Source organism: Natronospira elongata (assembly GCF_034931365.1).
GTDB lineage: Bacteria > Pseudomonadota > Gammaproteobacteria > Natronospirales > Natronospiraceae > Natronospira > Natronospira elongata.
Window position 1 is genome coordinate 1 of sequence record NZ_JAYGII010000054.1, and the last position, 11,527, is coordinate 11,527.

General features: G+C 63.6%; 10 protein-coding genes. 9 read left to right on the plus strand and 1 reads right to left on the minus strand.

All coding sequences use genetic code 11. The annotated features are described in order from the left end of the window. Positions 1–205: 205 nt before the first annotated feature. On the minus strand, positions 206–880 hold the full coding sequence (locus tag VCB98_RS13070; protein WP_346053260.1) for a LexA family transcriptional regulator: 675 nt from the start codon (positions 878–880) through the stop codon (positions 206–208). Positions 881–1,534: 654 nt separating this feature from the next. Here VCB98_RS13070 and VCB98_RS13075 point away from each other — a divergent pair. The 9 genes from VCB98_RS13075 to VCB98_RS13115 form a co-directional block, all read left to right on the plus strand. After that, positions 1,535–3,460, plus strand: a complete 1,926-nt coding sequence (locus VCB98_RS13075; protein WP_346053262.1) for a methyl-accepting chemotaxis protein — start codon at positions 1,535–1,537, stop codon at positions 3,458–3,460. A 34-nt stretch (positions 3,461–3,494) separates the two neighbouring features. After that, positions 3,495–5,114 (plus strand): chemotaxis protein CheW, encoded by a 1,620-nt coding sequence (locus tag VCB98_RS13080; RefSeq protein ID WP_346053264.1) that lies wholly within the window; start codon positions 3,495–3,497, stop codon positions 5,112–5,114. After that, on the plus strand, positions 5,114–6,226 hold the full coding sequence (gene cheB / locus VCB98_RS13085; RefSeq protein WP_346053266.1) for a chemotaxis-specific protein-glutamate methyltransferase CheB: 1,113 nt from the start codon (positions 5,114–5,116) through the stop codon (positions 6,224–6,226). Before VCB98_RS13080 ends, cheB begins: the two co-directional genes overlap by 1 nt. Before the next feature lie 2 nt (positions 6,227–6,228). Beyond that, positions 6,229–7,146 carry a CheR family methyltransferase gene (locus tag VCB98_RS13090; RefSeq protein WP_346053268.1) on the plus strand — a complete coding sequence of 306 codons (918 nt, stop codon included), beginning with the start codon at positions 6,229–6,231 and terminating at the stop codon, positions 7,144–7,146. A 74-nt stretch (positions 7,147–7,220) separates the two neighbouring features. After that, the gene (locus tag VCB98_RS13095) at positions 7,221–9,707 is read left to right on the plus strand and encodes a chemotaxis protein CheA (RefSeq protein ID WP_346053270.1); all 2,487 of its coding nucleotides are present in this window, start codon (positions 7,221–7,223) and stop codon (positions 9,705–9,707) included. Beyond that, complete coding sequence (locus VCB98_RS13100) at positions 9,704–9,988, plus strand: hypothetical protein (protein WP_346053272.1); 285 nt, start codon at positions 9,704–9,706, stop codon at positions 9,986–9,988. The genes VCB98_RS13095 and VCB98_RS13100 overlap by 4 nt, the downstream gene beginning before the upstream one ends. Next, positions 9,988–10,782, plus strand: a complete 795-nt coding sequence (locus VCB98_RS13105) for a ParA family protein (protein ID WP_346053274.1) — start codon at positions 9,988–9,990, stop codon at positions 10,780–10,782. The genes VCB98_RS13100 and VCB98_RS13105 overlap by 1 nt, the downstream gene beginning before the upstream one ends. Positions 10,783–10,809: 27 nt before the next feature. After that, positions 10,810–11,193, plus strand: coding sequence for a response regulator (locus VCB98_RS13110; protein WP_346053276.1), 384 nt, complete (start codon positions 10,810–10,812; stop codon positions 11,191–11,193). A gap of 3 nt (positions 11,194–11,196) precedes the next feature. After that, on the plus strand, positions 11,197–11,527 hold a 331-nt coding region (locus VCB98_RS13115; protein ID WP_346053278.1), incomplete at its 3' end, for a hypothetical protein.

The following is an 11,527-nucleotide window of genomic DNA, read 5'->3' on the forward strand; positions in this document are numbered from 1 at the left end:
GTAAACATCCACCATTCGGTCCTGTTCGCGTGGGGTCATGGGGTCGTAAGGCCGCATGCCGACGATTTCGTCCGGCGGGTAGCCCATGATGTCTTCCACTTGCGGGAATGATCGACTTCCCGCGTACTTGGCCCATTCCTTGCCTGATTCTCGGCTCGGGCGGAGCGGAATTGCAAGCCTGAATCAGGGTTTCCCCAAGCGGGGCTCAGATCTTGCGGCCCAGCCAGACAACCCGCCCGTGAATGTAGAGGCCGGATTCAGCCAGTTTCCGGCGGGAGAGTTCGAAGCTCTCGTAGGCCGGATGGTCGCTGTGGAATTGCAGCTGATGGCCGGGCCTGAGCTGGACCCGCTTGACCAGGAAAGCGCCATTCATGCTGATCGCATAGAGCCCGTCGCAAGTGGGATGTTCTCGGTGGCGCTCCAAGACCAGCAGATCGCCCGGTGTCAGGCGGGGCGACATGCTTTCGTCCATTACCGAGCAGATTGCCAATCGTTCCGGCTCTACCTCGAGTGCGTAATAAAGCCAACGGCGGCTGATGGCCAGTGAGGCCGGGCAGTGGCCCACACCCTCGGCCAGGGTGTCGCGGTCGGGCTGGCACTCGTTGAGGATGGGAACGCGAAAGATGCCTTGTTCCTGCTCGGGGGCCCTGTCCGATCCCCCCGCCAGCCAATCCAGAGAGATGCCCGTGGCCCGGGCCAGTCTTGCGACCGGGGCAAAGCCGGGTTGATTGCTGCCCTTCAGGTAGCGCGCCAGCGCATCCACCGATACGCCGGCCACCCGGGCTGCCTGCCGGCGGCTGGGGAAGCGGCGTACCACGGATTCGAGCCGTTGCCGGAAGATTGGCCCGGAAAATTCCCTGTTGTCCAATTCCTGTTCCATTTCAGGCCTTCATGACGATCGAGGCATGGCTTGCCCCGGAACTGGGCTGCCCTTTGGGGGGAGGGGCAGGGATTCGGGAGATAAATCCCGGTCTGTGTGAGCAGTGGCTGCAATAGAGCGATGAGTGGTTGCGTATCCACTTGCAAGGGGTTGCAGAGCTGCCAAGCTTGTAAGCGGGAGGGTGGGAAAAGTCCGCAGATCTGCGTTCATTGCGGGTCGGGAGGGGGTGCCCAGGGTTCGGGCCGGCAAGGAGCAAGCAGGATGAATGTACAGCAAGTCCTATCAATACCGTGTCCAAGTCACGCTTGCTTGGTGGGCCTTGGAAGCAAGGCCGCTTCTCCGCGTAGCCGCGGGACCGACGTCAATCATACCCGGGCCGGCCTGGTCCCCGCGCCTTTCATCGCCAGGTGGGCTAAGCCACTGTCCATTATTGCAAATTTACACAAAAGCGGGCGCCAAGTTAAGCGCTCCCGCGTTGCCCCTGCCGCTCTCCCGGTGCGCCTGGCCGATGGGTTACCAGCTGTCCTCGTGGATGGACCGTCTGTCGGCAATCAATGAATTGTAATATTCCTGTCTAGGTTTTGTGCCATAATTGTTTCACATAAACCAGAAATGCATTGATCACGCCGTTATTCGCGGCACTGGAGGATTCGCATGGCCCTGGTAAAGACGAATGAACTCGATCAGTCGACGGCGCAGCCGTCCACCAAGCCCGCGCTGGACGAGGACCGGGACGCCGGCCGTGCCGAAGCGGTAAGGCGGCGCGCCCGCAATACCGCCCGGCGCCAGCAAACCGCCGAGCGCATCGCCGCGGCCGCCACGCAGCTGTCCAGTGCGGTCAGTCAGTCGGTGGCCGCTTCCGAGCAGCTGGGCCGCTCCATGGAGCAGATTGCAACGGGTGCCGAGGAAGCCGCCTCGGCGGCCCAGGAAACCCTGCAGGCGGTATCCAGTTCCGCGGCGGCCGTGCGCCAGCAGCGGGATAACAGCCGCAGTGCCATGAAGCGCCTGGACGCCATGAAGGACGAGGTGGAAGGGGCGAATCGCTTGATCGAGGGCATGGTCGCCGGGGTCCGCAAGGGCGTGGGACGCCAGGAAGACGCGGTCAAGCAGGTCAATGCCATGGCCGAATCGGCCAGGGAGGTGGGCGAGATCGTCCGCGCCGTGACCCGCATTGCCGACCAGACCAACCTGTTGGCCCTCAATGCCGCGGTGGAGGCCGCCAGTGCCGGTGAGCACGGCAAGGGATTCGCGGTGGTGGCGGATGAAGTCCGTGCCCTGGCCGAGACCGCTCAGTCCAGTGCCGATCGCATCCAGACCCATGTGGTCACCATCGGTGAGCAGGTCGAGACCCTGGTGGAGAAGATCCAGCAGGCGGCGGAAGCTGGCGCTGATGACCGACGCGCCGGTGACGAGGCCATCCAACAGCTTGAGCGCACTCGCAAGAGCATGGACGAGATGCTGACGGGTGCCCGGGCGATACTCGAAACCGCCGAGCAATCCGCCCAGGTTTCCGAGCGCGTTCAGCAGCAGATGGAAAAGGTGGCCGCCGCCTCCGAGCAGCAGTCCTCCGCCTGCGAGGAGGCTGCCCGCATGGTCTCCCAGCAGAACCGGGCCCTGGCCGAGTGTCAGGCCTCCACCCAGCATCTGGCGCAGGTGGCGGAAGAGGTCAAGGCCAATACCAATGGCAGCGGCCGCGGGGCGGATCTGGCGTCGTCAGCGGAGCAGTTGGCGGCTTCCGTGGAGGAAATCCAGCGCGCCACCGAGCAGATCGGGACCGCCATCGAGCAGATCGAGCAGGGCGCGCGCATGCAGAGCCAGGGCGCCTCGGCCACCAGCGCGGAGGTGGAGCAACTCCTGGGTGGTGCCCGTCAGGCGGCTGAACGGGCCGATGCCATGGTGGAACAGGGTGATCGGATTCTGGAGCTGCTCAAGGAGAACCGGGAGAAGGTGGAGGCCATGCTCGGTCGCATTGCCGACAACGGCGAAGACAGCCTGCGGTTTCACCAGGACGTGGCCGGCGTGGAAGGCGTATGTGCCGACATCGAGCGGGTCATGAAGAGCATCGAGACGGTCAATATCAAGACCAGCATGCTGGCCGTCAGTGGCGGGATCGAAGCGGCCCGGGCGGGAGAGTTCGGCGATGGCTTCGTGGTGGTCGCCAATGACATCCGCAATCTTTCCCAGGATGCCGCCGAGAATGCCGAGCAGGTCGGTGAAGTGGTGGGTAATGCCCGCAGCCAGGTGGATGCCTCCCAGCATCTGTTCGACACCCTCGCACGGGATTTTTCCGGAGACGCGGAGCGTTACCAGGAAATCGTGGAGAGCCTTGAGCTGGTGGAAAAGCGGATCCAGGGCGTGGTGAGTGGCAACCGGGAAAGTGCCCAGGCCTCCCACGAAATCCGTAATGCGGTGGAAGAGGCCAAGACGGCGGTGGAACAGATCGCCTCGGCCGCCACCCAGGCGGACCAGTCCAGTGCGGAAGCGGCCGCTGCCGCCCGCCAGCAGGGTCAGGGGGCACGGGAGTTGGCCAAGGCGGCGGAAGAGATCGCCGGCCTTGCCGACGAACTGCAGGCCCTGTAATCACCCGGTCCCAATCGTCAGTGGAGAGACCGATATGTCAACCCAAGCAGAAGATGTTGCTGCCGGCGGCGGCCGGGCGGACGCCACGAGCGATAGCCCGTCCGCGGCCGCGCCGCTGGAAGCCTTCGATGATCAGCACACTGCCATGGCCTCGGAGAAGTCGCAGTTTCTTGCCTTCGAGGTTCAGGGCCGGGAACTGGCACTGCCGCTCGACCTGATTGGTGAAATCATTCGCCCGCCGGCCATCACGCCGGTGCCGCTCAGCCCTGCCTGTCTGATCGGTGTGTTCAGTTTGCGCGGCAGTGTGTTGCCGGTGGTCTGTCTGCGCCGTGCGACCGGCGACGAGGGGGATGTGGATGAGGACGGCCAGCGCATTCTGGTGCTTCGCCGTCAGCCCCGGCTGGGACTGCGGGTCGATCGGGTGCAGCGGGTGTTCAGTGCGGTCGCCCCCGAGGCGGCGGAGCAGTCGTCGGACGCGGGCGATGTGGCACTCATGACCCGCGGCGCGCTCCAGGACCAGTCACGCATTCTGCAGTTGCTGGACGTGGATGCCGTGCTGAAACGGCAGCTCGGTGACTGGCAGCAAAGCGCCAACAGCGCCGAAGGGGCGGTGGCTGAACGGGCGGAATCCCCGGACGGCAGTCACCGGCAGCACCAGGCCGAGCGTATCGTGGTGAGCCTCAGGGTGGCCGGCCAGGCCTTCGGCCTGGACGCCCTGCCCGTGCGGGAAATCCTGGATTGCCCCGAGCAGATCAGCCCGGTGCCAAGGGCCCCCGAGGCCATGCTGGGTCTCGCCGCCCTGCGGGGCGCGACCGTTCCCCTGTTCAGCCTGCGGCGCTTGCTCGATTTTCCGGAAACGGAACGAGGGCGGCGGGTGGTCATTCTGCCCGTGGGTGATGCCGGTCTCTGTATTGGCCTGGTGGTGGATGATGTGGAGGAGGTGTTGCGGATCCCCGAGAACGATATCGGACCCGTGCCCCAGCTCAATGACGCCGGGACAGAGGAATTTGCCGGTGTCTATCGATTGCCCGAAGGGCGGGGTGGGCATGCCGGCGTTGGTGCGGGGCTGCTGACCCTGCTGGATGTGGAGGCCTTTCTCCGGACCCATCGACTGGCCGCCATGGCCGAGCGAATGGTTGACCGGCATGGGGCAAAGATGGGTCGTGATGCCCGTCGTTCAGGCAGGCAGGAGACAGGCAACATGCGTCAATTCGTGATCTTTGAGCTGGAAGGGCAGTCCTTTGGGGCCCCCATCGGGATTGTGCGGGAAATCCTGCGCTTGCCGGACAAGCTGACGGGCGTGCCCAGCGCCGGCAGCCAGGTGGAGGGGGTGATCAACCTGAGGGGCAGGGTGCTTCCCGTGGTGGACATGCGGCGGCGATTCGGCTTGCCGGTGGGTCAGCGTGATGAATCGCAGCGGGTCCTGGTGCTCGATCTTTCGGGGCAACGGGTCGGATTCATTGTCGACGCTGTCAGCGAAGTCCTCAAGGTGGACGAGGAGCAGATCAGTGATGCCCGGGAGATGGCGGCTTCCCGGGCTGATTGGGTGGCCGGGGTGATCCGGCGCTCGGACGATGCCGGCATGGTGCTGGTGCTTGACCAGTCCCGGCTGCTCGAAGCGGAAACCCTGGAAGAACTGGAGACGGTGAGCTGATGCCCCTTGCAAGCGACGGTTATTCACCGAAAGCTCAGAGTGCGGCGACCCGGGTGTTGGTGGTCGATGATTCGGCCCTCATGCGGCGTCAACTGGCGCGCATGTTTGCCGACGAACCGGATTTCGAGGTGGCCACTGCCCGCGACGGGGAGCATGCCCTGGCCCAGATCCGCAGTTTTCAGCCGGATGTGGTGACCCTGGACATCCACATGCCGGTGATGGATGGGCTTGAATGCCTGAGCCGGATCATGACGGAGTGTCCCCTGCCCGTGGTGATGGTCTCCTCACTCACCGAGCGCGGCGCATTGGCGACCCTGGAGGCGCTTGAGCTGGGTGCGGTGGACTACATCCAGAAGCCGGGCGGCACCGTAACGGTGGACATGGACCGGGTGCAGAAGGCGTTGGTGGAAAAGGTGCGCGCCGCCGCCACTGCCCGGCTCGGCGATATGCCGCACGCCACGCCGGAGCCGGCCGTCGTGGCGCCCCGTCGTGCCGAGATCACGCCGCTGAGCAATGAGGGCGTGGTTGTCATCGGCGTCTCCACCGGGGGGCCCCGCACCCTGGAACACATCCTGCCCCAGCTGCCGGCCAGTTTTCCCTGGCCGATTCTTGTGGCCCAGCACATGCCGGCCAGTTTCACCGGTGTCTTCGCTCGCCGAATGAATGACCGCTGTCAGTTGCGGGTCAGTGAGGTAGGGGGGCTGACCGAGGTAACCGCCGGTGGTATCTACATCGCCCGGGGAGACGCGGACATGGCGCTGAGCCGTCGTGGCGGCAAACTCAAGGCCATGCCCGTGCCACCCGATGGCGGCCGTTTCTGGCATCCCTCGGTGGATCGCTTGATGAGTTCGGCCATGGAACAGTTGCCGGCGGCATCCATTGCCGGCGTCCTGCTCACGGGCATGGGCGATGACGGGGCCGATGCCATGGCCCGCCTCTATCGGCAGGGCGGTTTTACCATCGCCGAATCCGAGGATACCGCGGTGGTCTGGGGCATGCCCAAGGCCCTGGTGGACCAGGGCGGTGCCGAGCTTGTCATTCCCGCGGGTCTGGTGGCCCAGCAACTCCAGCGGCATCTGCGCCAGGTCAGTCTGGACACGGAGACGGCGTAACCATGAGTGACGCAGCCACGCAAATGTCGGATGCCAGCTTTGAGATGTTCCGGGCCCTGTTCCTGGACCGTCTCGGCCTGTACTTCGAGGACCATCGCCGCTATCTGGTGGAGAAGCGGGTGGCCGGTCGCATGCAGGCCCTGGGGCTGCAAAGGCACGAGGATTACCTGGCATTGATCAAGGGCAAGCAGGGCCTGGAAGAGTTCCAGGCCCTGACCAATGCCATCACGGTCAACGAAACCTACTTCAACCGGGAAAACTATCAACTCCAGTGCCTGACCCGTCACCTGCTTCCCGAGATCATGGAGAGCCGCCGTCAGCTGGGTGTCTCGGAACGCGAGCCGGTGCGTATCTGGTCCATTCCCTGTTCCACGGGCGAAGAGGCCTACTCCCTGGCCATGCAGCTGCTGGAGGACTGGCCTGATGTGGACCGCCATGAAGTGGAGATCCACGCGTCCGATGTTGATACCGATGCATTGGCGAAGGCCAGGCAGGGGATCTATGGAGAAAGGGCGCTGCGTCTGCTGCCCGCCGTTCGCCGACAGCGGTTTTTTCAGCCGGCCGGGGATGGATGTCAGCGCATACACGAAGCGATTCGGCGATCAGTGATTTTCAGTCAGGTGAACCTGAGCACAGATGAGTGGCGTAATGCCATGCCGACCATGGATGTCATTTTCTGCCGCAATCTCTTGATCTATTTCAATGATGCGACCCGGGCGAGAGCGGCGGCCCGCTTATTCGATGCCCTCAGGCCCGGTGGCTTCGTCTGCCTGGGTCATTCCGAATCCATGCACCGGATGAACGACGCCTTTCTCTATCGTCGGTTCCCCGAAGCCATTGTTTATCAACGACCGCCGCAGCAGACCTCGTCCCTGCCCGGAAAAACCGCCATTGGTGTCGATGACCTGGCCTGTGGCTAAGGGCATGATCCATGCAGGCGAAAGGAGAGAGCGTGACTCAGGCCAACACAAGTGCAAGTCCATCGGATCCGCTGATGGCACAGTTTGTGGTAGAGGCTCGTGAGCAGCTGCAGGCGGCCGGCGATGGCCTGTTGCAACTGGAAACCGCACCCGGTGATGCCTCGGCAGTGGATGCGGTCTTCCGGAGCCTGCATACGGTCAAGGGCGGTGCCGGCCTGTTCCAATTCCCCGCCCTAAATCGGCTGCTTCACGAAACGGAACAGGTGTTGCACGCTCTTCGTGGTGGCGAGCTGCGGGCGGAAGCCGACACCGTCGATCTCCTGCTGGACGCGGTGGATCAGGCACAGGAATGGATAGAACAAATGGCTGGACAGGGTGTGGAAAGCCTCCATGCCGTGGCGGCGGATGGACTGCTTGCTCGCCTGGAAGCGTTGCTGGGCAAGAGTGAAACAGTGGCGCAGGATGGAGAACCTGGTGTCTCCGTTCCGGCGGACAATGATTGGGAACGGCTTGCGTCCATTCCGCTCTCCAGCCGGATTCGGGCATTCACCCGCTTGTATGAGCAGGGCCGGTCCCAATGTCATCTGCTGTCCCTGGAGCCCGATTCGGGCGCGCTGTTGGCGGGGCAGGATCCACTCGCCTGGGCCATGGCAGTTCCGGGCTTCCTGGCGTTGGGTGCGCAAGCCACCGAAGCCGGGACCGATGTGGATGGCCTGGATACCTTTCGCTTCCAGATGCGCCTGCAGGTCTTGAGCAGCGGGCCTGCCGACAGCCTGGAGCGGATCGAGAACCCACCGGGGCGTGTCACGGCGATGCGCGAACTCCCCCTGAGCGCATTGCTCTGTCTTGATGGCGATGCGCGGCCGCTGGCAGCGGAAGAAGAGCTGCTGGCGGGCTTGCGACGTGCGCTTGAGCGGGACGATGCAGTAGCCCTGGAGCACGCAATAAAGGCCGGCCTGGAGTTGTTTGATCGCGGCCTCTGGGTCCATCGGGGCCTGACCTGGCTTCAGGCCTTGCAGGAGCTGGAGGGCGTGCCCCTGGCCTGGAAGCAGGCCCTGGTGGAGGCCATTGCCGTGCGCCGTCAGCCCTGCCTGAACGAAGCCGTTCAATCTATCAGCAGACCGGCAGGCGGGGCTGGCGAGGCATGGGAGCTGCCGGACGGGGCCGGCGGCTTGTTCGTTGACGAGCCCGTGCCTGCCGACAACGATGCGGACATGGATCCGGCCATGGCCGGCTTCTTTGATGGCGCGCCGGGATTGCCGGCCTCTTCGGTAGAGGCGGTCGAGGCCGATCCACGGCCCGGTTCGCCACCAGTGGGCAGCGGCGATCCTGACGCCGGCGTCAAGACACGCAAGCCATCGTCCCACGTGAATGTGGATGCCCAACGCCTGGATGAACTGGGCGAACTGGTCGGGGAGCTGATCGTGGCGCGCAACGGCCTGCCCTATCTGGCCCGCCGTGCCGAGCAGGATTACGGCTCGCGCCGGCTGTCGCGGGAGATCAAGGAGCAGGGTCAGCTTCTGGAACGGGTGACCGGTGAAATCCAGCGGGCCGTGTCCGCGGTGCAGATGCAACCGGTGTCCACCACCTTCCAGCGTTTCCGGCGTCTGACCCGGGATATTGCCCGCAAGCTGGACAAGCAGGTGACGCTGGTGCTGGAAGGCGAGCAGACCCAGGCAGACCGTCAGGTTCTGGCGGCCATGGTGGATCCGCTCACCCACCTGGTCCGCAACAGTCTCGACCATGGTATTGAACCCCCGGCAGAGCGTCGGCAGGCCGGCAAGCCCGAGACCGGGCGGCTGGTCCTGCGTGCCCGGCACGCCGGGGACTGGCTGGAGCTGGAAGTGGCCGATGATGGGCGTGGCCTGGATCCGGAGGCAATCGCCGCACGGGCCCTGGACAAGGGCGTGGTCTCTGCCGAGGCGCTGGCGGGCATGGATACGATGGAGAAACAGCGATTGATCTTCGCCCCTGGCTTTTCCACCGCCGAGGCAGTCTCGGAGGTGTCCGGGCGCGGGGTGGGCATGGACGCGGTGAAAGCCTCGGTGGAATCCCTGGGCGGGTGCATCGGTCTGGACAGCCAGCCCGGCGAGGGCAGCCGGGTGACTCTTTCCCTGCCGCTGTCCATGGCCGTCTCACGCGTGCTGCTGGTCCGCTCGGGGGCGCAGGATGTGGGCATTCCCATCGAGCCGGTTGTCGAGATTGTCCGGCGGTCGCCCGAGGACCAGCACCATGTCCGGCACCAGCCTGTGATCATGGTGCGCGAACAGGTTCTGCCCGTGATGTCACTGGGTGAACGCCTGGGCACGGCGGCCGGGGAGGCTCAAAGTGCAGAAAGTGAAGTAAGGGAAGTAAGGGAAGGGGGCCACATCGACTTCGTGATCCTGGATTGGCAGTCACGTCGTATCGCGCTCCGGGTGGATGCGGTGGGTGAAGACATGGAAGTGGTAGCCAAGCCTTTGGAGGGCCTGCTCAAGGGCAGTGATCTCTTTTCCGGGCACAGCCTGCTGGGTGACGGACGCATCCTTTTTATCCTCGACATGAAGGGCTTGATGGCATGAGCATCCAATTGGAAAACGGACGCATTCGCCTGCAGGGCCACTGTGAAGCCGACCAGGCGGAAACCCTGGTGCAGACCGTTCGCGCCCATCCGGACTATCCGGTGGACCTGAGTGAGTGCCAGTATCTGCATACCGCGGTTTTCCAGGTGTTGTTCTGCCTTGGTGTCCGCGTCGTTTCTGAAGGCGGGACAGCACCCATCCAGGATCATCTCCTGACCTTGTTGAAGCAGCGTCATTCCAGCAATCAAGGTCGTGGCGAACCCGAGGCGGGGTCGGAGTGATGAACGTTCGGGACCGGACCATCGCCGTCACCAACCGCAAGGGTGGCTCCGGCAAGACCACCTCCGCGGTCAACATGGCCGCTGAGTTGAATGCCCGGGGTTATCGTATTCTGGTGGTGGATCTGGATCCGCAGAATCACGTGGCCATGGGGCTGGGCCTGGAAGGGCCGGTGGCTATGGGCAGTCATTGCGTATTCACCAATGCCGGCCAGCCATTGCATCAAGGTCTGAGACCCACTCCTGCGGGCGTGGATGTGATACCGGCCGATCCCCGTTTCGATGCCAGCCACACCGGCAGTGACTGGCACTGTCTGCAGCAGGCCCTGAGCCACCCCGCCTTCCAGGCATATGACGCCATCCTGTTGGATACCCCGCCCTCCATGGATGCCGTATTGATGAACGCGCTCATGGCCTCCGGCAGTGTACTGGTGCCCTTGATTCCCCATCACCTGGCGGCCGCCGGGGTACGGGCCCTGTCCCGGCTTTTCATGCGTGCCAGCCTTGGTGGCGGGCACCGGCCGCGACTCATGGGGATTCTGCCGATCATGGTGGATCGCCGTGTCCGCATGCACAGCCAGGTGCTGGACGAGCTGGCGGCCGAGTTTGGTGGCGAACGGATTCTACGGGGTATTCGCAGTGACATTCGTCTGGCGGAGGCCTTTGCGGCCGGTAAGCCGGTACGTGAATCCGCCCCCAGGAGTCGTGGTGCCATGGATTATTTCATGGCAACCGAATCCCTGATTCATCTTTTCCCCAAGCGAGTTGGCGCCGTGCCTGCATCAGTAGTGAACTGACTTGTCAGCAAGCAAAGGAGTAGTAGCATGAGTAGTATATTTCTGGTTGATGATTCTGGCACCATCCGTTTGAGCATGCGTGCCATTGTTGAAAAGGCTGGACACAATGTTGAGACTGCTAATGACGGTCAGGAGGCGCTCGAACGCCTGCAGTCGGGTTATCGACCTGATGTGATTATTACCGATGTTCATATGCCACGCATGGATGGACTGGACTTCATTCGAAATGCAAGGGCAATACCTGCACATTCGCAGACCCCGATCGTAGTCCTGACAACGGAGTCGCAACAGGAAAAGAAGGACGAGGCCCGGCGCAATGGGGCTACGGGATGGATGGTCAAGCCCGTCTCGGCAGACAACCTGCTTGCCGTTTTGGGCAGGGTATTGCCCGCCGGGACTCCGGCAGGCTGATCCATGAGCGCCCTCAAGGAAGGTGTCAACCGGATTGCAGAGGGTGGCTATAGACTGATGCCATCGCTGCTGGTGCTGTCCAGTCTGGCTTTATCGGTCGCAGTCCTGTGGATATTGGGTGCAAGCCTTCAGTCGACCTGGCTGGTGGCCTTGATCGCAGCCCCTGTAGTTATGTTCCTGGGTCTAGGCCTGGGTATGTGGCTTGCTACTAGAAGCAGCCAGATAGTTGGCAAGGAGAATCGTGTAGCGCTCAGTGATGCGACAGATAGCGTTTCCGCGACAATGCCGCTGCTGCGTGATCATCTCAACCGGGTGATTGCAGAGACGGACGGTG

What these genes read in the sequence shown, in the direction of transcription:
- VCB98_RS13070 (WP_346053260.1), bottom strand. Translation starts at nt 880, where the DNA reads ATGGAACAGGAATTGGACAACAGGGAATTTTCCGGGCCAATCTTCCGG.
- cheB (WP_346053266.1), top strand. Translation starts at nt 5,114, where the DNA reads ATGCCCCTTGCAAGCGACGGTTATTCACCGAAAGCTCAGAGTGCGGCG.
- VCB98_RS13095 (WP_346053270.1), top strand. Translation starts at nt 7,221, where the DNA reads ATGGCACAGTTTGTGGTAGAGGCTCGTGAGCAGCTGCAGGCGGCCGGC.
- VCB98_RS13090 (WP_346053268.1), top strand. Translation starts at nt 6,229, where the DNA reads ATGAGTGACGCAGCCACGCAAATGTCGGATGCCAGCTTTGAGATGTTC.
- VCB98_RS13110 (WP_346053276.1), top strand. Translation starts at nt 10,810, where the DNA reads ATGAGTAGTATATTTCTGGTTGATGATTCTGGCACCATCCGTTTGAGC.
- VCB98_RS13105 (WP_346053274.1), top strand. Translation starts at nt 9,988, where the DNA reads ATGAACGTTCGGGACCGGACCATCGCCGTCACCAACCGCAAGGGTGGC.
- VCB98_RS13080 (WP_346053264.1), top strand. Translation starts at nt 3,495, where the DNA reads ATGTCAACCCAAGCAGAAGATGTTGCTGCCGGCGGCGGCCGGGCGGAC.
- VCB98_RS13075 (WP_346053262.1), top strand. Translation starts at nt 1,535, where the DNA reads ATGGCCCTGGTAAAGACGAATGAACTCGATCAGTCGACGGCGCAGCCG.
- VCB98_RS13100 (WP_346053272.1), top strand. Translation starts at nt 9,704, where the DNA reads ATGAGCATCCAATTGGAAAACGGACGCATTCGCCTGCAGGGCCACTGT.